The sequence below is a fragment of the Gelatiniphilus marinus genome, assembly GCF_042684345.1.
Taxonomy (GTDB): domain Bacteria; phylum Bacteroidota; class Bacteroidia; order Flavobacteriales; family Flavobacteriaceae; genus Gelatiniphilus; species Gelatiniphilus marinus.
The window spans coordinates 184575-210788 of the sequence record NZ_JBHULK010000003.1 but is presented as its reverse complement, the minus strand read 5'-3'; the positions used below and the strand labels follow the sequence as shown (position 1 = coordinate 210788).

19 protein-coding genes and 1 pseudogene are annotated in these 26214 nt (G+C 35.9%); 13 read left to right on the top strand and 7 right to left on the bottom strand.

Annotated elements, in window-relative coordinates; all coding sequences use genetic code 11:
* Positions 1 to 96 precede the first annotated feature (96 nt).
* Entirely contained in the window at positions 97 to 1050 is a 954-nt protein-coding gene (locus ACFSQS_RS09745) for a tetratricopeptide repeat protein (RefSeq protein ID WP_388017779.1), read from the bottom strand.
* A gap of 177 nt (positions 1051 to 1227) precedes the next feature.
* On the opposite strand from ACFSQS_RS09745, the gene ACFSQS_RS09740 reads away from it, so the two are divergent.
* From ACFSQS_RS09740 to ACFSQS_RS09730, 3 genes are all read left to right on the top strand, one after another.
* The gene (locus tag ACFSQS_RS09740; protein ID WP_449267409.1) at positions 1228 to 7383 is read left to right on the top strand and encodes an alpha-2-macroglobulin family protein; all 6156 of its coding nucleotides are present in this window, start codon (positions 1228 to 1230) and stop codon (positions 7381 to 7383) included.
* Between the two features lie 123 nt (positions 7384 to 7506).
* Positions 7507 to 8013: a hypothetical protein gene (locus tag ACFSQS_RS09735; protein WP_388017773.1), complete on the top strand. Its 507-nt coding sequence runs from the start codon at positions 7507 to 7509 to the stop codon at positions 8011 to 8013.
* Entirely contained in the window at positions 8010 to 9401 is a 1392-nt protein-coding gene (locus tag ACFSQS_RS09730) for a T9SS type A sorting domain-containing protein (RefSeq protein ID WP_388017770.1), read from the top strand. The genes ACFSQS_RS09735 and ACFSQS_RS09730 overlap by 4 nt, the downstream gene beginning before the upstream one ends.
* 2 nt (positions 9402 to 9403) lie before the next feature.
* On the opposite strand, the gene ACFSQS_RS09725 is transcribed toward ACFSQS_RS09730, so the two are convergent.
* Complete coding sequence (locus ACFSQS_RS09725) at positions 9404 to 9925, bottom strand: DUF4136 domain-containing protein (RefSeq protein ID WP_388017767.1); 522 nt, start codon at positions 9923 to 9925, stop codon at positions 9404 to 9406.
* Positions 9926 to 10044: 119 nt separating this feature from the next.
* Here ACFSQS_RS09725 and ACFSQS_RS09720 point away from each other — a divergent pair, with 119 nt between their 5' ends.
* Positions 10045 to 11145: an alpha/beta hydrolase family protein gene (locus tag ACFSQS_RS09720; RefSeq protein ID WP_388017764.1), complete on the top strand. Its 1101-nt coding sequence runs from the start codon at positions 10045 to 10047 to the stop codon at positions 11143 to 11145.
* A gap of 94 nt (positions 11146 to 11239) precedes the next feature.
* On the opposite strand, the gene ACFSQS_RS09715 is transcribed toward ACFSQS_RS09720, so the two are convergent.
* From ACFSQS_RS09715 to ACFSQS_RS09705, 3 genes are all read right to left on the bottom strand, one after another.
* Positions 11240 to 11950 (bottom strand): ion transporter, encoded by a 711-nt coding sequence (locus ACFSQS_RS09715; protein ID WP_388017761.1) that lies wholly within the window; start codon positions 11948 to 11950, stop codon positions 11240 to 11242.
* 191 nt (positions 11951 to 12141) lie between these two features.
* Positions 12142 to 13140, bottom strand: a complete 999-nt coding sequence (obgE, locus tag ACFSQS_RS09710; protein ID WP_388017758.1) for a GTPase ObgE — start codon at positions 13138 to 13140, stop codon at positions 12142 to 12144.
* 115 nt (positions 13141 to 13255) lie between these two features.
* On the bottom strand, positions 13256 to 14365 hold the full coding sequence (locus tag ACFSQS_RS09705) for an adenylate kinase (RefSeq protein ID WP_388017755.1): 1110 nt from the start codon (positions 14363 to 14365) through the stop codon (positions 13256 to 13258).
* Positions 14366 to 14502: 137 nt separating this feature from the next.
* Between ACFSQS_RS09705 and ACFSQS_RS09700 the strand changes: the two genes are divergently transcribed.
* The 4 genes from ACFSQS_RS09700 to ACFSQS_RS09685 all read left to right on the top strand — a co-directional run bounded on the left by ACFSQS_RS09700 (position 14503) and on the right by ACFSQS_RS09685 (position 19435).
* Positions 14503 to 15657: a 5-(carboxyamino)imidazole ribonucleotide synthase gene (locus ACFSQS_RS09700; protein ID WP_388017752.1), complete on the top strand. Its 1155-nt coding sequence runs from the start codon at positions 14503 to 14505 to the stop codon at positions 15655 to 15657.
* Positions 15658 to 15721: 64 nt separating this feature from the next.
* Entirely contained in the window at positions 15722 to 16687 is a 966-nt protein-coding gene (gene rhuM, locus ACFSQS_RS09695; RefSeq protein WP_388017749.1) for a RhuM family protein, read from the top strand.
* Positions 16680 to 17162, top strand: a complete 483-nt coding sequence (gene purE / locus ACFSQS_RS09690) for a 5-(carboxyamino)imidazole ribonucleotide mutase (RefSeq protein WP_388017746.1) — start codon at positions 16680 to 16682, stop codon at positions 17160 to 17162. Before rhuM ends, purE begins: the two co-directional genes overlap by 8 nt.
* 233 nt (positions 17163 to 17395) lie before the next feature.
* Positions 17396 to 19435, top strand: a complete 2040-nt coding sequence (locus ACFSQS_RS09685) for a M3 family metallopeptidase (protein WP_388017743.1) — start codon at positions 17396 to 17398, stop codon at positions 19433 to 19435.
* A 1-nt stretch (position 19436) separates the two neighbouring features.
* Here the strand turns inward: ACFSQS_RS09685 and ACFSQS_RS09680 are convergent, their stop codons facing one another.
* Positions 19437 to 19856, bottom strand: a complete 420-nt coding sequence (locus ACFSQS_RS09680) for a YbjN domain-containing protein (protein ID WP_388017740.1) — start codon at positions 19854 to 19856, stop codon at positions 19437 to 19439.
* Positions 19857 to 19987: 131 nt separating this feature from the next.
* On the opposite strand from ACFSQS_RS09680, the pseudogene ACFSQS_RS09675 reads away from it, so the two are divergent.
* The 3 genes and pseudogenes from ACFSQS_RS09675 to ACFSQS_RS09665 all read left to right on the top strand — a co-directional run.
* Positions 19988 to 20191 (top strand): annotated as a pseudogene (locus tag ACFSQS_RS09675) (M3 family metallopeptidase); the annotation flags it as partial.
* Between the two features lie 207 nt (positions 20192 to 20398).
* The gene (locus ACFSQS_RS09670) at positions 20399 to 20953 is read left to right on the top strand and encodes a sigma-70 family RNA polymerase sigma factor (RefSeq protein WP_388017737.1); all 555 of its coding nucleotides are present in this window, start codon (positions 20399 to 20401) and stop codon (positions 20951 to 20953) included.
* 2 nt (positions 20954 to 20955) lie between these two features.
* The gene (locus tag ACFSQS_RS09665) at positions 20956 to 21207 is read left to right on the top strand and encodes a hypothetical protein (RefSeq protein WP_388017734.1); all 252 of its coding nucleotides are present in this window, start codon (positions 20956 to 20958) and stop codon (positions 21205 to 21207) included.
* Here ACFSQS_RS09665 and ACFSQS_RS09660 read toward each other — a convergent pair.
* Complete coding sequence (locus ACFSQS_RS09660; RefSeq protein WP_388017731.1) at positions 21204 to 22049, bottom strand: hypothetical protein; 846 nt, start codon at positions 22047 to 22049, stop codon at positions 21204 to 21206. The genes ACFSQS_RS09665 and ACFSQS_RS09660 overlap by 4 nt on opposite strands.
* A 121-nt stretch (positions 22050 to 22170) precedes the next feature.
* On the opposite strand from ACFSQS_RS09660, the gene gcvP reads away from it, so the two are divergent.
* Both gcvP and ACFSQS_RS09650 read left to right on the top strand, forming a co-directional pair.
* Complete coding sequence (gene gcvP / locus ACFSQS_RS09655) at positions 22171 to 25020, top strand: aminomethyl-transferring glycine dehydrogenase (RefSeq protein ID WP_388017728.1); 2850 nt, start codon at positions 22171 to 22173, stop codon at positions 25018 to 25020.
* 106 nt (positions 25021 to 25126) lie between these two features.
* Entirely contained in the window at positions 25127 to 26185 is a 1059-nt protein-coding gene (locus ACFSQS_RS09650; protein WP_388017725.1) for a 3-oxoacyl-ACP synthase III family protein, read from the top strand.
* Positions 26186 to 26214: the final 29 nt, after the last annotated feature.

Sequence of the window (26214 nt, the reverse complement as noted above, 5' to 3'; positions counted from 1 at the left end):
ACAACACTTTTAACAAGTTATTTTACTGAAAAAACTTAAAAAACCATCCTCTTGCAAAAGTTGTGGCAAAAAAAGGGCAACTTAAGTCAAGCAAGGCTAAAGCTTTTCAATTTTTTCTTTTTCCTTTTTAAAAACCTTGATATTTGGCAATGCCGTTATGGCTAAATTGATGTATTTTAAGGCTTCGGTTTTACTGTTTTTATGCCTTTTAATTTGCGCTAAACGGTAGTTTGCCCAAGCTACGGGAACACCATCTTTAGCAGTGTAATGGGCAATGTAAGTTTGTAAACATTGTTCGCCTTTATCTAGCTGCGTGTTATATTCGGCAGCTACTTTACCCAGTTGGTAATGCAAGACGTTGCGCTGGTGTTTTTGCTGTGCCGCCTCAATATTTTTAATGGCTTTTTCGGGCTGGTTTTGGTTTTCGTAAAAACTGGTTAACTTGTTAAAACAGGTTAAAGATCCGCCAACGGCAATGGCTTTTTTGTAATATTGCTCTGCTAATTCCGGCTCGTTATCATATTCGTAAATATATCCTTTTGCCAAATAGCCATCTACCAGAGATAGGTTTTGCAATTGGTTGGCAAATTTTAACGATTTACTTTTACTGCCACCAATAATACCCGGTAATTGCATATACAGCTCTACCAATGCCCAACGGGTATCGATGTGGTTTTTGTCTAACTGGGCCGCTCTTAAAAAGTGTTTTTTGGCTTCGCCAATTATGCCCACGGCTTTTATTTTGCTAATAGATAGAGCTTTCATACCCAAAACACCTCCGTATTTATAATTGTAATTAGCGCAGTTTTGGTCTGTTTTTAAAAGTTTTTTATATTGTATTATGGCATCGTCCCATTTTTTTTGGTAGCCGTAAGCATCGCCCAGATACTCGATGGCTTTTAAGTTGTTGGGATGGCTTTTTAAGTAGTTAAGCACCAAATGCTCTGCTTTGGCAAATTGCTTGTTTTTTATAAGCTCTCCTATGGTATGTAAGTCGGTTTGAGCATAAACAGCGAAAGGAAGAAAAAGTAATAATATAATATTTTTCATGATTTTTTAAGCAAGTACAAAGCTAAACAATATTTTACGGACAATATACTTTACTTTAAAAATGGTTAACTTCACTCAACCAACGCAAGTAATTCATCATATATTGTTTTTTGGAACAACTTTTGAAAGTACATTTAAAGATAAATTTTAACACCTACTGAAATGAATTCAGCACAAATAAAGCACACACTATTTATAGTAATGATTCTTCTTTTTTCAAATTTTACACAAGCCCAAAATCCAGATTACAAGAAATTATGGACTAAAGTTGACAAACTAGAGGCTGAAGGCTTGCCAAAATCGGCATTAAAAATTGTTGAAAACATTTCAGCGAAAGCAAAAAAAGACAACAACCACCCACAACGCATTAAAACCATGTTTTTTAAAAGCAAGTTCGCTTTGGTTTTAGAAGAAGATGCGCAATTAAAAATTATTAATGATTTTAAAAGTGAAATTGAACAGAGTTCGTTCCCTACCAAAAACATTCTTGAAAATATTTTAGCCAATTTATACTGGCAATATTTTAACCAAAACAGGTATAAGTTTTACAACCGAACAAAAACAGAAGCAAAAGCTCTCCCTTCTACAAGCTCAGGGCAAGCTGTTGATTTTAGAACTTGGGATTTACAAACGCTTTTTAACGCCATTCATTTGCATTATCAAAATTCTTTGGAAAACGGATTGATGCTTAAATTAGAACCTTTAAGCAATTATAATGTACTTTTAAACGAGCAAAAAGGCTCTAAAATTCACAGACCGACTTTGTTCGATTTTTTAAGCCATAATGCCTTGCAGTTTTATAAAACTAACGAAACACATATTACCAAACCAGCTTACAAATTTGAAATTGATAACCCGAGGTTTTTAGGTGATGCAGGAATGTTTTCAACGCTAACAATAGAATCAAAAGATTCAACATCATTACAACTTAACGCTCTTAAGATTTATCAAGACTTAATTCGATTTCATTTAAAAGATGAATCGCCCTTGGCATTGGCTGATGTTAACATCGATCGATTAAAATTTGTAAATAGGCATGCTACTTTTAACGACAAACAACTCATTTTATTAAACGTTTTAAAAACCGAAAGCGAGCAATTTAAAACCCACGAAGTTTCTGGGTTGTACGACTTTGAAATAGCATCAATTTATTATCAGCAAAGTTTAGAATATCAACCAAAAAACAAAGAAGAAAACCGTTGGAAAGCTAAAGAAGCCATTGCTGTTTGCAACAACGTTATTGCTAAATTCCCGAAAAGCAATGGCGCCGAAAAATGTGCGGTTTTAAAACAACAAATTGAGCAGCAAACACTTGAAATTACAACCGAAAGTTTTCTGCCCATCCTTAAAGATTCACGTTTGTTAATCCGTTATAAAAACTTAAATCAGCTTCAATTTAAAATCTTTAAAATCTCTCGAAATCAGTTAGAAAAATTTAATAAAACCTATAGAAAAGAAGAGCAATTAGCGTTTATAAAAAAGTTAGAGCCCACAACCAAATGGAATAATAGTTTGCGAAACGAAAACGATTACCAAACACATACAACTGAGATTTTATTGCCAAAGCTAAACAATGGCAGTTATTTGGTTTTTGCATCAGTAGAAAATAACGAAAACACCTTTGCTTTTAGCAGCATTCAAGTTACCGATTTGGCTTTGGTTGAAACCGATAAAACGGATTATAAAACTTATCAAATAATCGATAGAAACAACGGTAATCCTATTAGCAATGCCAAAGTGGAATTAAGCTATTTTAGGAACAATATCCAAACCAAACAAACCGAAAACCGCACCACAGATTTACACGGAAAGATAAACATAAAAAAAACAAAAGCATATTACAGAAATGTAAACTTAAAAGTAAAACAAAGTAATGATTTGGCGTATTTTGGAGCGTATTACATCTATCAGTATTATAAAAACCAGAACGAAAAAACAACTTACAAATCGTTTCTGTTTACAGACAGAAGCATTTACAGACCCGGGCAAACCGTTTATTTTAAGGCTATTGCCATAAGAACCGAAAGGGGCAAATCTGAAGTTTTGGCCAATCAAGATGTTTATGCAACCTTGTATAATACCAATGGCGAGGAAGTAAAAGAGCTGGAGTTTAAAACCAACGAATACGGCTCGGTTACCGGTGAATTTATATTGCCAAACGCGGGCTTAAATGGGCAATATCGTATTACGCTGGAAACAGATTATGGAAATATCGATTTATTTTCCGAACACTATTTTTCGGTTGAAGCATACAAAAGGCCCAAGTTCGAAACCAAGTTCAACCCCATAACCGAAACTTATAAAGTCAACGATTCAGTAACCATAAAAGGCAACGCTTTGGCTTATGCGGGAAGCAATATTACCGATGCCAAAGTGGTGTATCGTGTACACAGAAAAGTAGAATATCCGCATTGGTATTTTTGGTACCGCCCATGGTTTAACAGTGAGCCACAAGAAATTACGCATGGCGAAAGCACAACAAATGCCAAAGGCGAATTTGAAATAACCTTTAAAGCACAACCCGACCAAAGTGTCGATAAAAGTAGCCTGCCCGTTTTTAAATACCAAGTAACTGCCGATGTAACCGATTTAAACGGTGAAACACGAAGCGCAACAACCATTGTAAATATTGGCTATCATGCATTAACAGCTAATATGTATATCGCCAATACTTTAGATAAAACCAAAAAAGACCATGCGATTACCATTGATACGAAAAACTTAAATGGGGAGTTTGTACCCGCAAAAGGAACGGTTAAAATCTATAAACTATTAGCACCTAATTCTGTGATGAGGCAGAGACCTTGGCCTGCCCCAGATTATCAAGATTTTACAAAAGAAGCTTTTAAAAATTTATTTCCGCACGATGCTTATAACAATGAACAAAACCCAAATAATTGGGAAAAAGGAAAGCTTGTTTTTATTGCGTCTTTTAATACCGAAAACACGAAAAAACTCAATCTTGGGAAAACTAAAAAATGGCCATCTGGTAAATACCTCATCACTTTAGAAAGTAAAGATAAGTTTGGGCAAATAGTAAAAGACGAAATTAAAACCACATTGTATAGCAACGCCGATAAAACGTTGGCAGACCATCAATTATTTAGTATTACAAGTAATAAAACTGAATACAATGCTGGAGATACTGCCATTATAACTTTAGCCTCGGCAGCCAAAAATATAAACATTACGGTTTCAATTGAAAAACAAAATGAGGTTTTAAAAACGCAGGTCATTCCACTGAACAACAATAAGAAAACCATTAACATTCCCATAACGAGCGACGACATAGGTGGCTTTTCTGTTAGCTATAGTTTTGCATCGTTTAACAGTTTTCAATCGGGAAGTTTAAATATTGTCGTGCCTTATCCTAAAACCGATTTAGATATTCTAACCACAACATTTAGAGACAAGTTACAACCCGGGACGGATGAAGCCTGGAGCTTTAAAATTAAAGGGCCAAAAGGCGATAAAGTAAGTGCAGAATTATTGGCAAGTATGTACGATGCGAGTTTAGACCAATTTAAACCGCATGCTTGGAATTTTAAACCCATCAGCAATCCAACCTATTATTCGTATAATAACATTAATGCGCGACAAAGTTTTGGCACACAAAATTTCAGGGTTTATAATGATAGGTTTCGTGGGCATTACAAACAGCAAAATTATGACCAATGGGATTGGTTTGGATTTAGTTTTGGGAATAGAAATAGGTATTTAATGAGATCTAAATCTTTCAATAGTCGTGTTGCAAGTATTGAAATTGAAGAAGAAGTTATGGCCGTTGCGGACGATGCCAATTTAGATGAAGTTGTGATTACAGGTTACGGCACTCAAGAAAAAAAAGAATCCATTGAAAGTGCACCAAATGAAAACTTGGATAAAGTTGAAGCAGAAAAACCAAACTTCAACAACATCAAAATCCGTAAAAACCTCAACGAAACTGCCTTTTTCTTTCCGCAGTTAAAAACAGATGAAGACGGCAACGTAAGTTTCAGTTTTACCACACCAGAAGCTTTAACCCAATGGAAATTACAGCTTTTGGCACACACAAAAACTTTAGAAAGCGCGACTAAAACCTTAACAACCGTTACGCAAAAAGAACTTATGGTGATACCAAACGCACCTCGTTTTTTACGCGAAGGCGACCAAATAAGCATCAGCACAAAAATTGCAAACCTAACTGATAAGCCACTTTCGGGGCAAGCGGCTTTAATATTAACAGATGCCATTTCTGGGAAAGACATATCAGAAAAGCTGCTCAGTTCTTCTCCTTCGGGGAAGCTAGTTGGGGCTTTTACCGTTTCACCAAAAGGCAACACTCAAGTATCATGGCATTTATCCATCCCCGATAATGTGCAAGCGGTTCAATATAAAGTGATTGCCAAATCTGGAAATTTTACTGATGGCGAACAAAATGCGTTACCAGTTTTAAGTAACCGCATGTTGGTTACCCAAACATTACCGATGTGGGTAAGAAGCAATCAAACTAAAACATTCACTTTGGGTAAGTTGGCTTCGACAGGCTCAGCCACCAAATCTTCAACTTTAAAAAACCACAAATTAACTTTAGAAATAACCTCCAATCCGGCGTGGTATGCAGTACAAGCTTTACCCTATTTAATGGAATATCCTTATGAGTGTAACGAGCAAACTTTTTCGCGTTATTATGCCAATGCATTGGCGAGCCATATTGTAAACTCAAACCCAAGAATTCAAGAGGTTTTTAATCAATGGCGAAATACTGATGCTTTACTTTCTAACTTAGAAAAGAACGAAGAATTAAAGTCCATTTTAATTCAAGAAACCCCATGGCTTCGTGATGCACAAAGTGAAACCGAACAGAAAAAACGTATCGCTTTATTATTCGATTTAAACAAAATGAATAACGAATTGCAATCCGCCAAACGCAAACTGGAACAAAATCAAATGCATTCTGGCGCTTGGGCTTGGTTTAAAGGCGGACGTGAAAATAGATATATAACCCAACATATTATTACCGGTTTTGGACATCTTAAAAAACTGAATGTTACTCAAATGGACAGTGAAGATTCGATGACTCAAAAAGCCATCAATTATCTCGATACCGAATTTGTAAAAGAATACAATGATATTAGAAAATACGATTCAAAAGTCGATTTAAACAAAGATCATTTAAGCTACACCCAATTGCATTATTTGTACATGCGAAGCTTTTTTCCGGAAATTAAAAAATCTGATGACGTTGAAGAAATCACCAAATACTACCACACGCAAATTCAGAAATATTGGTTAAAACGCTCGCTGTACACCAAAGGTTTAATGGCTTTGGTTGTTGATAGAATGGGCGATAAAAAAACATCAGCTAAAATTTTAAAGTCATTAAAAGAAAACAGTATTACTAGTGAAGAATTGGGTATGTATTGGAAAGCCAACACCAACTCTTGGTACTGGTACCAAGCGCCCATTGAAACACAAGCCTTGTTAATTGAGGCTTTTTCAGAAGCAGGAACTGTAATTCAGAGCGAAGCGAAGAATCTTGAAACCATCGATAATCTTAAAATCTGGTTGCTTAAAAACAAGCAAACCAACCGTTGGAAAACCACCAAAGCAACCACCGAAGCGGTTTACGCTTTATTATTACAAGGTAGCGATTGGTTAGGTGCCAGTACTGAGCTTAGTCGAAGTGTAACCGATAGGGTTGATGTGGTTTTAGGCGGTCAAAAAATAGAGCCTTTCAATCCCGATAGCTATCGGGAGGAAGCAGTAAAAGCTGAAGCTGGAACAGGCTACTTTAAAACGGCGTGGAATGCCTCTGAAATTAAACCAGAAATGGCCGAAGTACAAATTACCAAAAAAGGAAATGGCATTGCTTGGGGTGCTTTATATTGGCAATATTTTGAGGATTTGGATAAAATCTCATTAGCAGAAACACCTTTAAAATTGAATAAAAAACTCTTCCTTAAAACCAACACAGATACTGGTGAAGAAATTTCAGAAATCACAAAAAACACCAAAGTCAATATCGGCAATTTAGTGCGCGTTCGCATAGAATTACGCAGCGACAGGCCCATGGAGTTTGTACACATGAAAGATATGCGCGCCGCAGGATTAGAACCTGTAAACGTTATTTCGAAATACAAATGGCAAGACGGTTTGGGCTATTACGAAAGCACCAAAGATGCGAGCACCAACTTCTTTTTTGATTATCTGCCAAAAGGTGTTTATGTGTTTGAATACGATTTAAGGGTAAACAATGCAGGCAACATGAGCAACGGTATTACAACCATACAAAGCATGTACGCACCAGAGTTTAGCAGCCATAGCGAAGGCGTTAGAATAAAGGTGGATTAAATAAGAAAGGATATTTATTATTCTCCTTTTTTATTTTTAAAAGTGTCGGAAATCAATCCGTTTTTCAAAACGTTTTAAATGATTAACTTTACACTTTGTTTTAAAAACTTAACCTTTTTTATTTTGAAAAAAGCAACACCCAAAAATATTGCTTTACCTTTAATAGTGTTTGTTTGTACAATAATAAATTCGTGTGCTTCAAAAAAAGATGTTATTCAAAATGCTACTGTTGAAGAAACAAACCCCAAACTCATTTTTTTAAATTATAAAATTTCTGAAGATGAAAAAGGCAAAAAAAACATTCAGTTTATTAATAAAATAATTGCCAACGGAAGGTTGAAAAAAAGTATGGATATAAATAACGGTACTTTTGGCGATTTAATATGCAATCAACTTGATAAAAATTTAAATGTGTTACAGAGTATCACTATAAGAAACCCGCTTATAAAAAATTTTGAATTTGTTGACAATTCAAAACAATTCCAAAGAAAAAAAGTAGTACTAAAGGAAGTTGAGTTTTCATTAAAACTAAAGCTAGAACAAAATACGAAATTTATCAGTATCAACGAAGTTACAACACCTCTATCAAAAACAAAGCCGCTTATAAAAACTAAAATCCAATCATTATGAAGTATTGTTTACTTTATGCATTATGCTTGCTAAACATAGGATTTGTTAATGCTCAAATTTTTGATGTTGACACGATTAAACAATCGGGCGACAATGATAAAAGAATAAACCTTGTCCTTTTAAGTGAAGGCTATCAAACCAATGAATTTTCAAAATTTATTGCAGATGCCACAAACTTTTCAAATGAAATCTTTACACAACCTCCATTTAAAGAATATGCCAATTATTTTAATGTTTATGCCGTAAAAGTACCATCGAACGAAAGTGGTACAGATCATCCTGCCAACGCAACCGATGTTACAGAACCTGTTTTTCCTGCCGCTACCAAAGACACCTATTTTAACACCTCTTTCGATACCTCTGGGTTTCACAGATTATTATATACTTATAACTCCTCGATTGTTTATAATGTGTTAGCTAAAAATTTCCCGGAATACGACCAACCTATAATTTTAGTTAACTCTCCTGAATATGGTGGCGCTGGTGGACCTTACGCTGTTTCATCAACCGGGAGTAGTGCCAATGAAATTATTATACACGAATTAGGGCACTCTCTCTTTAATTTAAGAGATGAATATTACCCTGGCGATATTCATGCTTTTGAAGCTATTAATATGACTCAAGAAACAAACACGAATTTGGTAAAATGGAAAAATTGGATAGGAACTAATAATATTGGTATTTACCCTTATGGAACAACAGGGGTGGCTGCAACTTGGAATAGGCCACACCAAAGCTGTAAAATGCGCTATTTAGGTGTTCCTTTCTGCTCGGTTTGTAAAGAAGGTATTATTGAAAAAATACACAGCTTAGTTGGGCCTATAGACTCTTATTTACCAGTTTCAAATTCGGTAACCCCTACGGCATTTCCTATCGATTTTCAGCTAAATTTAATTAAACCCATCCCAAATACCTTAAAAAGCACATGGACTTTAAACGCTTCAAATTATGAAAATGATGTGGATGCTGTTTCTATTATTGAAACCGATTTGAATACGGGAACCAATAATTTAACCGTTGTGGTGCACGATGATTCGCCCATGCTAAGAATTGATAACCACGAAACCACCCATATTTACACCGTTGCTTGGACTATTACAAAATCGGCTTTAGGAGTTGATGCTATTATTAGCAAAGAAAACAATTTTAATATTTCGTTATTTCCAAATCCTTCAAACCATATTTTAAACTTAAAAGTAGAAAGTAAAAATGCAGCAAACTTAAAAGTAGATATTATAAGTTTAGATGGTAAAAAGTTGAAATCAACAAAAATATCTAATTACAAAAACAATGAAGTTGACATTAGCCGTTTAAGCCAAGGCATGTATTTGGTAAATGTTTACTCAAACAACATGCTTTTAACAAGTAAGCGTTTTGTAAAAAACTAGAGCTATTCTTTTGGTGGATAGTTAACTAATACTTTATCCAAAATAGCATTTAAACGCGCTGTTCTGTTTTCCGGAGATGCATTGGGGTTATAACTAGATTCGCTAACGGCTTGCCAAAAAAGGCCTTTGCCGTTTTCGTCAACAAAATCTATAGTTATTTTTCTATTTACTCCAGATTGCCCAATAGGAATACCAACTGATAAACCTCCGCCAACATTACGTCCGCCGCCACCTAAACCAACACCAACGGTATTGCGCTGTGCTGCTTTAAATTCGCTACTTTTTATATCTATAAAAAAGTCTGGTTTTTCGGCTAAACTAAAACCCTTTGCTTGCATTTTTGCATCAAAAGCATCCAAAAAACGTTTGGTATCCAAATCGCTTAAACCCGTTTTCATATCGGCGTAATAGTTGTAGGTTTTGTATTTTGAGAAGTTTGTGCTTGTATCGAAATCGTAATTAACACGAATGGGGGCACAGGCGTTAATTAATAAGATTAGTGTAATTAATTTAAGAAATTTCATAGCAATAATTTTCTATAAAATTAATCAAAAATTATGCCTTTGAGATAAATAATAAAGTTAATTATTTTGTGTGTTGAATTTCTATTCCGATATTTAATCAATATCAAAGCACTATCTCTATGGAATTTAAAACGACTTGTACACTATTGTTTTTTTGCTTATTCTCGCTAACAACAGTTTCACAAAGCAACCGCCCACAAACACCAAAAACACCTTTTAATTACACATCTGAAGAATTATTTTTTATAAACCACAATGCAGATAGCATAAAACTTGCAGGCACAATTACTTTGCCAAAAGACATAAAAAATCCACCCGTTGTTATCCTAATTAGTGGCTCCGGCCCTCAAAACAGAAATGAGGAAATTATGGGACATAAACCATTTTTAGTGCTTTCTGATTACTTATCTAATAATGGTATTGCGGTTTTAAGATATGACGACAGAGGTATTGGGAAATCTGAAGGCGATTTTAATTCAGCAACTACTTTTGATTTTGCCACCGATGTTGATGCAGCTATTGAGTATTTAAAAACTAGAAAAGATATTGATGATGCTAAAATAGGATTGATTGGACATAGTGAAGGCGGTTTAATTGCGCCAATAGTGGCATCACAAAATAAAGATGTGGCTTTTATTGTTTCTCTTGCCGGTACTGGCATTGTTGGTAGCGAAGTTATTCTTACGCAATCTTGGGAAATAGCAAAACAAATGGGTGCGCCAGAAGCAACCTTAAAATTTAACGACACTATTTCTAAAATGGCCTATAATGTAATTGAAACAGAAACTGATAGCACTCAAATAAAGCTTAAAATAAAATCTAAATTAAATGCTTATAAAGAGGATAATGCATCTAGCCCTTATGCTTTTTATATAAACGACCAACTTATTGATAAATTTAACAGTCTTGCAAGTAATAAGTGGCTAACTACGTTTATAAAAACCAACCCTCAAGATTATTATGCTAAAACAAATTGTCCTGTTTTGGCTTTAAACGGAAGCAAAGATTTACAAGTACTACCTAAGCTTAATTTAAACGGCATTGAACAGGCACTTAAAAAAGCAAATAATAAGGATGTTACCATTAAGGAATTAGAAGGTTTAAATCATTTGTTTCAAACTTCAGAAACCGGAAACCCAAGTGAGTATATAAAAATTGAAGAAACCTTTTCTCCTATAGCTTTAGAGATAATTAAAGATTGGATTTTAAAACGATTTTAATCGAAAAAAATTCCCCGTATGCTTGCACCGGTGTTTTCACTTAAATTGTTATTCCCGCAAATTCCAATAACTATTGTGAAGGAATCGAAACGCTTTATTCTTTTTCCTTTTTATCAACCGATTTTGTTAAAGCCGAAGAAATTATGCCTGTTGGTATCGCCACAATGCCCAAACCAATCATTAATATAAAAAAAGTAAACACCTTTCCGCCCACGGTTATGGGGTAAACATCGCCGTACCCAACGGTGGTAAGCGTTATAATGGCCCACCACAAACTATCGAAAATAGACGAAAAATGCTGTGGCTGTGCTTGATTTTCGAAATAATAAATCCCAACGGCCGAAAAATAAATTAAAATAAGCGTAATGAATATAAAAAGTAAAATTTCTTCTTTGGCCGATTTTATGGCCCGTGTAAAATGATTCATGGCTCTATTGTAACGCACAAGTTTCAAAATTCTGAATAAACGCAAAAAACGCAAGGCTCTTAATGAGCGTAAATCGACTCCAAATGACAAATAAAATGGTAAAATGGCGAGCAAGTCTATAATACCAAAAAAACTGAATATAAACTTGGGTTTGTGGTCTGCCACATAAATTCTTAAAAGGTATTCTAAAGTAAACACAATAACGCTAAACCATTCGATGGATTGTAAAATGGTTCTGGTTTGTGGTTTTAAATTAGGAATGGTTTCAATTGAAAACGTAACAACCGATAAAAGGATAAGCGCTTGAATAAAAAAAGCAAAATACCGGCTTAACTTATTATCGTTGATTTCTACGATGCCTTTGATCTTTTCTTTCATTCTGAAATTTTAATTTAGGATTCTGAATATCTTTTATTGATTTGTTAGCCACCCTGAACTTGTTTGAGGTTCGCATAAATAAATCGAGATTCTAGAAATTATGATATACTGAAACTAGTTCAGCATGACGCAAACCTGTATTTACGATAAAAACGGTAGTTAAATTTAAAAAAATTAATGCTTCTGTAAAATTAATCGTTCAACATCTTCCAAAGTAAATCTTTAAGTTCTGTAATACCTTGTTGTGCCACAGATGAAATAAATAAATATGGAATGGGCAGCTCGTTATCCAACTCGGTTTTAAGTTCTGCCCTTAATTCGGCATCGAGCATATCGCATTTTGAAATGGCTATAATACGCTCTTTATCCAACATTTCGGGGTTGTATCGGCGCAATTCATCTAAAAGAATATCGTATTGTTTTTTAATATCATCGGCATCAGCTGGAATTAAAAACAGTAAAATAGAGTTACGCTCAATGTGTCGTAAAAAGTAGTGCCCAAGCCCTTTCCCTTCGGCAGCACCTTCAATAATACCAGGAATATCGGCCATCACAAAGGTTTTAAAATCGCGATATTCAACAATGCCCAAATTGGGTTTTAAAGTAGTAAACTCGTAATCTGCAATTTTGGGTTTTGCTGATGTTACCACCGATAAAAGTGTAGATTTTCCAGCATTTGGGAAACCAACCAAACCAACATCGGCAAGTATTTTAAGCTCTAAGGTAATGTGTTTTTCTTCTAACGGAAGTCCGGGTTGCGCGTATCGTGGTGTTTGATTTGTTGACGATTTAAAGTGCCAGTTGCCCAATCCGCCTTTCCCTCCTTTTACAATAATTTTTTCTTCACCGTGCTCTGTAATTTCAAAAATAATAGCGTTGGTTTCGGTATCTCTAACTACGGTTCCCAGAGGCACATCAACATACATGTCTTCGCCATCGGCACCTGTGCTGCGGCTTTTACTACCATGTTCGCCATGGCCTGCGCGTATGTGTTTTTTAAATTTTAAAGGTAAGAGGGTCCAAAGGTTTGAATTTCCTCTAAGAATAACATGCCCGCCTCTACCGCCATCGCCGCCGTCTGAACCGCCTTTGGTTATGTATTTCTCGCGATGTAAATGCGCAGAACCTTTACCTCCGTTACCGGAAGCGACGTACATTTTTACGTAGTCAACAAAATTTCCCTCTGTCATGCTTTTTGTCATTCCCGCCTTTCGTCTTCGCTCAAGATAAACTATGGCGGGAATCTTATTAATTGAAACTGAGTTTTAAAAATGGATTCCTGCTTTCGCAGGAATGACAATCAGACTATAAACTATCAATTACAGATGATAAACGCACCGTAATATCCTCAATGCTTCCAACCCCATCAACTCCATAGTATTTGTTTTGTGCCGAGTAATAGTCTTTTAAAATTGCCGTTTTATTGTAATACTCTGCAATTCTATTTCTTATAATAGACTCATCGGCATCATCTGCTCTTCCGCTTGTTTTACCTCTTTTTAGTAAACGTTCAACTAAAACCTCATCATCAACCTCTAGAGCTACCATGGCATTTATATTAGAATCTTTACTGTCCATTAACTTGTCCAAGGCTTGGGCCTGGGCATTGGTTCTGGGAAATCCATCAAAAATAAACCCGTTGGCATCGGCATTTTTTTCAACTTCGGCTTCCAGCATATCAATAGTTACTTGGTCTGGAACGAGCTCGCCTTTATCCATATAAGATTTTGCCAGCATACCTAAAGCGGTTTCGTTTTTAATGTTAAATCTAAAAACATCGCCCGTAGAGATGTGCACCAAGTTATATTTTTCTTTTAAAAAATTTGCCTGTGTTCCTTTGCCTGCTCCCGGAGGGCCAAATAGTACTAAATTTGTCATGTGTTGTGTTTGTTTTATTTGATAAACTTCTGGTATGTCTCTCCCTAAACCATTATAGTCTAGCCCAAAGCCCACTATAAATTTGTTGGGTATTTCTATGCCAATATAATGCAATTTAAAATCCTTTTTATAGGCTTCGGGCTTATAAAAAAGCGTTGCGATTTTTAGTGCTTTTACGTTTTCGTTTTTAAAAATGCGGTGCACTTCTGCCAGGGTATTCCCTGTATCTATTATATCTTCTAGAATTACAACCGTTCGCCCAGATAAATCTTGGGTTAAACCAATTAAGCGCTGGATATCTTCCGAGGACTTTACCCCTTCGTAAGACGCCAATTTTATAAAGGTAACCTCGCATGGTTTTGGGTATTTCTTTACAAAGTCGCTTACCACCATAAACGAACCATTTAAAATACCTATAAACACTGGTATTTCGTCTCCTAAATCTTTTGAAATATCATTGGCTAAACGTGTAATGGCGGCATCGATTTCTTCAGCAGAAATAAAGGGTTTAAAATATTTATCGTGTAGCTTTATCACGGTCATTTTATTTTTTAAAGATGCAAAGATAATCAATAGATTAGCGATTACCGATTTTTTGATTTACGATTTGCAAAGTAATTTGATATTAAAATGTATTTTTGCCTAAATTGATTACATTTTTTGAAACAAACAACATGAATTATTTTTCTTCAAATTTTAAACTCGGCATTCTTGGTGGTGGCCAATTAGGAAAAATGCTACTTAACGACACCCGAAAGTTCGATATTTACACCTGTGTTTTAGATGCGAGTAACGAAGCTCCTTGTAAAATTGCCAGCAACGAGTTCCATTTGGGCGACCTAATGGATTACGATGCCGTTTATAATTTTGGAAAACAAGTTGATGTTTTAACCATTGAAATTGAAAACGTAAATGTTGATGCCCTAGAAGCTCTTGAAAAAGAAGGCAAAAAAGTATATCCGTCGTCAAAAACACTACGTACCATACAAAACAAAGCTACACAAAAGCTGTTTTATGTCGATAACAATTTACCAACGTCTCCGTTTTCTCGTTTTGCATATACTTCTGAAATTAAAGACGCTATAAACCATGGCGGATTAAGCCTGCCTTTTGTATGGAAAGCAGCACAGTTTGGGTACGATGGCACAGGCGTGAAAATTGTAAAAACAATTCAAGATTTAAAAGATTTACCAAATGTAGAATGCATTGCAGAACAATTGGTACCCTTTAAAAACGAATTGGCCGTAATTGTAGCCCGAAATGCATCGGGCGAAACCAAAACATTTCCGGTTGTTGAAATGGAATTTCATCCTGAAGCCAACCAAGTGGAATATGTAATCTGCCCCGCAAGAATTAACGATGAAGTTGCCAATAAAGCAACCAAGGTAGCGTTAAGCGTTTCAAAAGCATTTAACCATGTTGGGCTTTTGGCTGTTGAAATGTTTCAAACCGAAGACAACCAGATTTTAATAAACGAAGTAGCACCCAGACCCCACAATTCGGGGCATCAAACTATTGAAGCTAGCTACACCTCGCAATTTGAACAACACCTTAGAGCCATTTTAAACTTACCTCTGGGACGTACCGACAGTAAAGCGGCAGGTGTAATGGTAAATTTGGTTGGAGCCGAAGGTTACACAGGTAATGTGGTTTACAAAAATATTGAAACCATAATGCAAATGGACGGTGTTACCCCACATATTTACGGTAAAAAACAAACCAGACCATTCCGGAAAATGGGACACGTAACCATTGTTAACGAAGATTTAAGTGAAGCACGCAGAGTTGCTGAAGATGTAAAGAAAACAATTAAAGTAATAAGTGAATAAATCGTAAAAAATGAAATACCAAATTTGAACTAGTGCAAAAATTGCATAAGTTCAATACTATTGTATGAGCACTATTGTTATCTACAAAAAAGAGGATGAAATTCAAGTTGAAGTAACTTATGAAAATAATTCCTTATGGCTAAATCTAAATCAAATTTCTGAGCTTTTCGATAGGGACAAATCTGTTATCTCAAGGCACATACGGAATATATATAAAGAAAAAGAACTGCCCGAATACGCAACTGTTGCAAAAAATGCAACAGTTCAAAAGGAAGGCAAAAGACAAATAACACGTCAAATAGATTATTATAATCTTGATGTGATTTTGGCTGTAGGTTACAGAGTTAGTTCCGCTAAAGGAACACAGTTTAGAATTTGGTCAAACAAAATCATCAAGGATCATTTAATAAAAGGCTACACAAAAAATGAAAATCGGTTAATTCAGCTAAAAAAAAAGGTTCAATTAATTACCCGAACCTTAAAGAACAACAATATTTTAGAAGATGAACCTAAAGAGCTTATCGATGTTTTAGACGATTATACCAAGGCCTTGGATATTTTAGACGATTACGATTACCAAAGAGTAGAAAAACCAACAACCACTACAAAAGCAATCTTTAAAATAAATTATAACGAGGCCATTAACGCCATTTACAAATTGAGGGTAAAATTTGGGGCTTCAGATTTGTTTGGCAATCAAAAAGATGCGTCTTTTAAAAGTTCTATCGCCGTGATAGACCAAACTTTTGATGGCAATCCCCTTTATCCAAGCATTGAAGAAAAAGCTGCAAACCTTTTATATCTAGTGGTAAAAAACCATTCGTTTACAGATGGCAATAAAAGAATTGCCGCATGGCTATTTGTTTGGTATCTTGATAAAAATAATTTTCTTTACAATACCAACGGTACAAAAAAAATAAACAATAGTACTTTGGTAGCTTTAACCTTAATGATTGCAGAAAGCCATCCTAAAGAAAAAGACATTTTAATAAATGTGATTATAAATTTAATTAATTCAGAAAATGAATAAAGTAGGAATAATTATGGGAAGCAAAAGCGACCTTCCCATTATGCAACAAGCCATAGATATTTTAAAAGGATTCGATATAGAAATTGAAATCGATATTGTATCGGCACACCGCACACCCGAAAAACTATTCGATTACGGCAAGCATGCCCACACCAAAGGATTTGCCGTAATAATTGCCGGAGCCGGTGGTGCTGCCCATTTACCCGGAATGATAGCCTCTTTATCGCCACTTCCCGTTATTGGCGTACCTATTAAAAGCAGTAACTCTATTGATGGTTGGGACTCTATTTTATCTATTCTTCAAATGCCAGGTGGCGTGCCTGTTGCAACAGTGGCATTAAATGGCGCCAAAAACGCTGGCATATTGGCCGCTCAAATAATAGGCGCTAACGATACCTGTGTTTTAGATAAAATTTTAGTTTACAAAGAAGGCTTAAAACAAATGGTAAAAGACTCTGCAAAAGATTTACAATAAACAAAACTGAAGCTTCAGAAAATTAAAAGCCTGTCTTATTTTGAATCAAATATTAATACCTAACAAACTTAAAACAGCCAATAAAAAAACCCCGAATAAATCCGAGGTTTTTACAGCTATTAACAATAATTCTTATGAGTTAAAAACAACTCCTTTGAAAAATCTGCTGCAAAAATATAAAATTTTTATTATGTACGCATAATAAACCCGCTTTTTTAACAAATTATTAAATTATGGATAAAAATATATTAAACACCACCTTTAACACAGCCTACAACACAGCACCATTTTCTAAAATAAAAGACAGCGATTTTCTTCCAGCTTTTAAAACGGCCATTGCCAATGCTAAAGCAGAAATTGATGCGATTACCAAAAATACAGACGCTCCCAGTTTTAAAAACACCATTGAAGCATTAGAGTTTTCTGGCGAGCAATTAAATAGAATCTCGAGTCTTTTTTTTAATTTGAATTCGGCCGAAACTAACGATGATATTCAAAAAATAGCCCAAGAAGTATCGCCCTTACTATCAGAATTTAGTAACGACATTACTTTAAACGAAGCCTTATTTAAACGCGTAAAACAAGTTTACGATAAAAAAGATACGCTTAACCTAAGCACAGAACAACTTACCCTATTAGACAAAAAATACAAAAGCTTTTCGCGCAACGGTGCCAATTTACCCGAAAAAGACAAAGAAAAACTACGCAGTATAGATATGCAACTAAGCCAATTACAGCTCAGGTTTGGCGAAAATGTTTTAGCCGAGACCAACAGGTTTAGCATACAAATAACAGACGAAAACCAGCTTTCCGGTTTACCCGATGGCGTAAAAGAAGCCGCCGCTCAATTAGCAGAATCTAGACACAAATTAGGTTGGTTATTTACTTTAGATTATCCTAGCTTTATCCCACTAGTTACCTATGCAGATAACCGAGAACTAAGAAAAGAAATCGCTATTGCCTCTGGTGCCAAAGGCTTTAAAAACGATGCTTTAGACAATCAGCAAATCGTTTTAAGAATTACCAAACTCAGGCAAGATCGAGCTAAGCTTTTAGGCTATAAAACCCATGCACATTTTGTTTTAGAAGAACGTATGGCAAAAACACCAGAAACGGTAAACAACTTTTTAAACGACCTTTTAGAAAAAGCAAAGCCAGCCGCAAAAGCAGAATTTAATAAACTTGAAAGCTTCGCAAAAGAACTAGACCAAATAGACCAGCTTGAAAAATGGGATTCTGCCTATTACGCCGAAAAACTAAAACAAAAGCTGTTCGATTTGGATGACGAAAAGCTAAAACCCTATTTCAAATTAGAAAACGTAATACATGGTGCGTTTACGGTGGCCAATAAACTGTTCGATTTAAACTTTGAAGAAATAAATAACATAGATACTTACCACGACGATGTATCAACTTATAAGGTAACCAATAATAAAGGCGACTTAATCTCTATTTTTTATGCCGATTTTTTCCCAAGAAAAGGCAAACGCAACGGCGCGTGGATGACCTCTTTTAAACCTCAATACATAAAAAATGGAATAAACGAAAGACCACACATATCTATAGTTTGCAACTTCACAAAACCCACAAAAAGCAAACCATCGTTATTAACTTTTAACGAAGTTACTACCTTGTTTCACGAGTTTGGGCACGCCTTACATGGCATGCTTGCCAACAGTACCTACCCCAGTTTATCGGGCACCAATGTGTATTGGGATTTTGTTGAATTGCCAAGTCAGATTATGGAGAATTGGTGTTACCAAAAAGAAGCTTTAGAGCTATTTGCCAAACATTACCAAACAGGTGCCGTTATTCCAATGGATTTAATAGAGAAAATAAAAGCATCGGCCGCCTTTCACGAAGGCATGCAAACGCTGCGACAAATTAGCTTTAGCTTACTGGACATGAAATGGCATGCAACAAATCTTGCCGATACCATTACATCGGTTAAAGCGCATGAAGAAGAGGTTTTTAAAAAAACAAATCTATTTCCAGAGGTACCAGAAAACTGTATGAGCACCTCGTTTTCGCATATTTTCCAAGGTGGTTACTCGTCTGGGTACTACAGCTACAAATGGGCAGAGGTTTTAGATGCCGATGCCTTTGAGTATTTTGAAGAAGCTGGTATTTTCAACAAAAAAGTCGCTACCAAATTTAAAGATTACATATTAAGTAAAGGTGGCACAGAAAACCCCATGGAACTTTACAAACGCTTTCGCGGAAAAGCACCAGAGCCCGAAGCTTTGTTAAAGCGTGCCGGATTGATTAATTAAATTAACTTAAAACATTACAACCTAGTAAATACTGCGCCATAGACGTACTTGCAATCGAGAAAAATTTGTAGGTAAATATCAGATTTTTTTTGTCAATACCACCGTTTACCCAAAGGTAATAATCTATCTCAACAGTATTTGCGTTGCAAAATGCCCTCGACATCATGTACTTTTTATTTACCTCGTTTATAGCACGGTTCATGTCTTGTTCGTTAACACTAAGGTTAATTTTAAGTACAACACTAAATCTAATGTACTCTTTTTTCTTATCATCAATGTCAAACCATGTGTTATATCTTTCAGAAATATATACCCCATTACCCTTCTCTGATTTTACAACACTTAAGTAAGCATCTTCAAATATTTCACACAACATCTCTTGAGAGATGTTGTGCTGATTTATTAATTCAACTGAGCTCATAAATTATTGTTATTTAAGGTTTTGTTAGTACCTGTAATATACTATTTTTTTTGTGATTTTCATAATATTTTTTTTTGCAAAAAATACCACCCTTTAGTCTTTTGAAGCATTGGTTAATTTGTTTTAACTTTTACAAATATGAAGAGTTTATAGATGCCGATGCCTTTGAGTATTTTGAAAAAGCTGGTATTTTTAACAAAAAAGTCGCTACCAAATTTAAAGATTACATATTAAGTAAAGGTGGCACAGAAAACCCCATGGAACTTTACAAACGCTTTCGCGGAAAAGCACCAGAGCCCGAAGCTTTGTTAAAGCGTGCCAGATTGATTAATTAAATTAACTTATGTATGCTAGGTCTAGCATTTATTTGCACCACGCAGCAACAACCCAAATTACGTAAAAAACTCGCCATAAAAGAGTTGTAATACAATTTAGCATTATAACACAGATTAAAATCTAATACTCAAAAAAAGTGCAATTAAATAATTTACCTTATTTTTGGTATTCAAAAAAAAAAAAAAAAAAAAACAATTGCACCGAAAATGCCCAAACATCAAATAGACCCGAATAAGTGGATTGATTTATACGCAGACTACTTATTTAACTATACCATTACTAGAGTTAGCGACCGAGAGATTGCGCAAGATTTAGTACAGGACACCTTTTTGGCGGGTTTAAAATCGATGAAAAACTTTAAAGGCGAAGCGAGCGAGCGCACGTGGTTAATTTCAATTTTAAAACGAAAAATTATTGATCACTATCGTAAAATAAATTCTAAAAAAGGAAAGGCAGAAGTACGCATAACCTATAACGGAGACTCTGAAACCGAAGGCGATTGGCTTGAAGAACGTGTTGCCGACCCCTTCGATAAAACAGCCGAAGACACTTTGCAAAATGCAGAATTGGGCAAAGCAATACACAACTGTTTGGACAAACTATCTAAAAAACAGGCCGAGGTTTTTAAAATGAAAACCATTCAAGGTTTTGAAACCCAGGTAATTTGTAATGAACTTAACATTACAGCGTCTAACCTTTGGGTAATAATCCATAGAGCACGTACCGCTATGGCAGATTGCTTAAAAGAAAATTGGTTTTAATTATGAAGATTATGATGCCTTGCGATAAAGCAAACCATGTATGCGATAAAACCCAATACAAAGAGGCCACGCTTTGGGAATTGATAAAACTTAACATACACCTATTATATTGCAGAGCCTGCAGGAAATACACAAAAAACAACACCCTGCTTACAAAAAAAATAAAGGAATCGAAAATAGAATGCTTAGACAATACCCGTAAAGCATCAATGAAAAAGAACCTGGACAAAGCCATTAGCCAACATTTAAACTAGCTTAAAAGCAATAACACTAGCCATAAAACAGGTACAGCTTCAACCCAAAAAGCACTGTAATAGGGCTTTTGCCCCACTTTAGAGCCTACCAGAAAACCCCCTGTAATTACAGCTATTATTAATAGCACGATGGTATTTGAGGTAGCGGTCCCAACTTTAAAAAAATCAACAAAAAAGCAACCAGCCAATAACAAAACACCTAAAACCCGGGTTTGCCTAACACCTATTTTTTGAGGAATTGTTGAAAGTTTTAAACTATCGTACCGCAAATCCCTAATTTCAAAGGGCAGCATTAAAACCCAGATAAAAACATAGCGCTGAATTCCCGTTAAAACCAAATCAACGCTAATATTGTATTGCTGGTTTACTATAGGCAAAAAAACGGTAACGCCACACCAAACCAATGCTATTAAATAAATTTTTAGACCCGAAATGCTCCTTAAGTTTTGCTGGGCATCTACAAAAAAATGCTTGGGCAAAAAAGGGATGGCGTAAAAAAAGGTAATTGCCCCAAAAACAAGAATACAGGCCAATGTGTTTATGTGCAATCCAAAAGCAAAATACACCATGCACATAAAGCAGAAAAACGAAAACACCTTTATGGATTTTAACTTTTGCATGGCTTTTGGCAACACCAAACCCCTGTAATGAAATTTAGCAAGCCCAAAATACTTAACAAAATTATAACCTACAATGGTTGCAAAAAACACAAAGCACAATAGGTTTTTATCGTATGGGGCACGATGCTCAATTAAGGTAATCCATGTTAACGAAAACACAGATAACGCCACATGGACACTCCCGTTAACATAAAAGCCAAAAAGTTGCTTTATAAACCGCATTGCACAAAAATAGGCAAACTGTTAATAAGGCTTTTAATTGGTTAAAAACTTTCGGTTTTATCTATTTATCCATCCTTTTTATTGCTTATTTTTGCAAAACATTTATTCAAAACCTAACGCAATGAATACAAAAGCTTTTGCACTACGCCATATAGGCCCCAGAGAAGACGACCAAAACCTAATGTTAGAAACCATTGGTGCAGATTCTTTGGACCAATTAATTTACGAAACCATTCCGGACGATATTCGTTTACAAAACGGTTTGAATTTAGACGCTCCCATGACCGAACACGAATACCTGCTTCATATCCACGATTTATCTAAATTAAACAAAGCGCGCAAAACCTACATTGGTTTAGGCTATCACCCTACGGTTATGCCCGCCGTTATTCAACGAAATATTCTTGAAAACCCAGGTTGGTACACGGCATATACACCCTATCAAGCCGAAATTGCCCAAGGCAGACTGGAAGCCCTTTTAAATTTCCAAACCATGATTATCGATTTAACAGGTATGGAAATCGCCAATGCTTCTTTATTAGACGAGAGTACCGCTGCGGCTGAAGCTATGGGTTTATTATTTGCTGTTCGCCCGCGCAGTCAGAAAAAAACAGGTGTAAATAAGTTTTTCGTTTCTAAAAATATTTTACCACAAACCTTATCGCTTTTACAAACCAGAGCGAACCCTATTGGTATTGAATTGGTAGTTGGAGATGAAGAGGCCTTTGATTTTTCAAATGAATTTTTCGGAGCCTTATTACAGTACCCCGGTAAAGATGGCCAAATTACAGATATAAAATCTTTTATCACTAAAGCCAATGAAGCCGAAATTAAAGTAGCCGTTGCTGCTGATATTTTAAGTTTGGTAAAACTAGAAGCTCCAGGTAAATTTGGTGCCGATGTTGTGGTTGGCACAACCCAGCGCTTTGGTATTCCTATGGGCTACGGTGGGCCTCATGCGGCATTTTTTGCTACAAAAGAAGCCTATAAACGCGATATTCCGGGGCGTATTATTGGCGTAACCAAAGATGCCAATGGCAATAGAGCCTTACGTATGGCATTGCAAACCAGAGAACAACATATTAAAAGAGACAAAGCCACATCAAACATTTGTACAGCTCAAGTACTTTTAGCTGTTATGGCTGGCATGTATGCAGTATATCATGGCCCAAAAGGTTTAAAATTTATTGCCAATAACGTACACAACAAAACAGTAACGCTAGCCAACGCCTTAACCAAAATAGGCTACAAGCAAGTAAACACCTCTTATTTTGATACGCTTCAAATAAAAACAAAAGCTAAAAAAATAAAGAAAATTGCTACCAAGAAAAAGGTAAACCTATATTACCCAGATAAAGAAACCGTTACTATTTCTATTAACGAAACCACAACCACTAGAGATATTAACTATTTAATTTCCATTTTCGCCCAGGCAGCAAAAAAAGAAACCATTATAATTTCATCTGTTGAAGAAGCCAACAATATAGAGCAACCGCTTCAAAGGCGCTCAGAATTTTTAACCGATACTGTTTTTAATACCCATCATTCAGAAACCGAATTGATGCGTTACATAAAATCGTTAGAACGCAAAGATTTATCATTAAACCATTCCATGATTTCCTTAGGATCGTGTACCATGAAACTAAATGCAGCTGCCGAAATGCTGCCATTAAGCTGGTTTAAATGGGGTAATATTCATCCGTTTGCACCCCTAAAACAAGCCAAAGGCTATTTAACGGTTTTAAAAGAATTAGAAGATCAATTAACAGAAATCACTGGTTTTGCGGCCACCTCTTTACAACCAAATTCTGGTGCGCAAGGCGAGTTTGCAGGCCTTATGGTTATTAAAGCCTATCACGAATCGCGAGGAGACCATCACAGAAATATTTGTTTAATCCCGTCTTCTGCACATGGTACAAACCCAGCAAGTGCAGTAATGGCAGGTATGAAAGTAGTGGTAACCAAATCTACAGAAGAAGGAAACATTGATGTAAACGATTTACGCGAAAAAGCCGAATTACATGCAGCTAATTTATCTTGTATCATGGTAACCTATCCATCAACACATGGAGTTTACGAATCGGCCATTAAAGAAATCACCCAAATTATTCACGATAATGGCGGGCAAGTCTATATGGACGGTGCCAATATGAATGCCCAAGTTGGCTTAACCAACCCCGGCAATATCGGAGCAGATGTTTGCCATTTAAACCTCCACAAAACCTTTGCTATTCCGCATGGCGGTGGCGGCCCCGGTGTTGGCCCCATTTGCGTTGCCAAACAACTCGTTCCGTTTTTACCAGGAAACCCAGTTGTAAAAACCGGCGGAGACAAAGCCATTACAGCCATTTCAGCTGCACCTTTTGGCTCTGCTTTAGCTTGCTTGATTTCTTATGGTTACATTAAAATGTTGGGAGCAGACGGCTTAACACAGGCTACCAAAATCGCTATACTAAACGCCAATTACATCAAGCAGCGTTTACAAGGCAGTTTTGATACGCTGTACTCTGGAGAGCGTGGTCGTGCAGCACACGAAATGATTGTAGATTGCAGAGCTTTTAAAGCACACGGAATTGAGGTAAGCGATATTGCAAAACGATTAATGGATTACGGTTTTCATGCACCTACTGTATCGTTCCCAGTTGCTGGAACCTTAATGATCGAACCTACCGAAAGCGAAAGTAAAGCCGAAATGGATCGTTTTTGCGACGCCATGATTTCAATAAAAAAAGAAATCGACCAAGCTTCAAAAGAAAACACTAACAATGTGCTTAAAAACGCACCCCATACTTTAGATATGATTACGAATGATGAGTGGCAATTTCCTTACACCAGACAAGAAGCAGCTTTTCCATTGGAATATGTGAAAGACAATAAGTTTTGGCCCAGTGTAAGACGTGTTGACGATGCCTATGGCGACAGAAATTTAGTTTGTTCCTGTACACCAATTGAAGCCTATGCCGAAGCCTAATTAGGCTTTTGAACATCGTAAATTGAAACAAAACAAAGCCTTAATTTAAGCACAAACCCTTAACTTGCACCCGCTTATTTAACATAAAGTAATTTTTTATTTTTTCATGACTATAAAAATCACAGGCACGGGGAGTTACATTCCTAACAATGTAGAAAAAAACGAAGACTTCTATCAACATGAGTTTTTAAATAGCGATGGCTCTTCAATAAATGCCCCAAACGAGGTTATTGTAGAAAAATTCAAAGCCATTACAGGAATTGGAGAACGCAGGTATGCCGAACAAAAACTAAACACCTCTGATATTGCTTTTTTTGCAGCTGAAAAAGCCATTGAAAACGCAAAAATTAATCGCGAAGACATCGATTATATTATTGTTGCCCATAATTATGGCGATGTAAAACACAATACAGAACAAAGCGATACCGTACCCAGTATTGCCTCAAGGGTTAAACATCTTTTAAAAATTAAAAACCCAAAATGTGTGGGTTACGATTTGCTTTTTGGATGCCCAGGTTGGGTAGAAGGTGTTATTCAAGCCAATGCATTTATAAAATCTGGAATAGCCAAAACATGCTTGGTTATTGGTGCAGAAACCCTCTCTCGGGTTATCGATCCGCACGATAGAGATTCTATGATTTATAGCGATGGAGCCGGTGCTGTTATTGTAGAAGCATCAAACGAAACCGGTGGTATATTAACTCACGAAACAGCCACCTTTGCCTTAGATGAAGCCCATTTTATATTTTTTGGAGAAACCAATAATCCAGAGATAAATGATAAACGTCGCTACATAAAAATGTATGGCAGAAAAATTTACGAATTTGCCATTAGCAACGTGCCAAAAGCCATGAAATCCTGCTTAGACAAAAGCGGAATAGACATTAAAGACCTAAAAAAAATCCTTATCCATCAAGCCAACGAAAAAATGGACGAAGCTATTGTAAAGCGCTTTTACAAGCTTTACAAAATGCAACCACCAGAGCACATTATGCCCATGACCATAGGTAAATTAGGCAACTCTAGCGTAGCAACGGTACCTACATTATACGACCTTATTTTAAATGGAAAAATGGAAAACCAACAGATAAACAAAGGCGATATTATTATGTTTGCTAGTGTTGGCGCAGGTATGAATATTAATGCTATTGTTTATCAGCACTAATATGCTTAATGGTTATTTAAGGTTTTCGC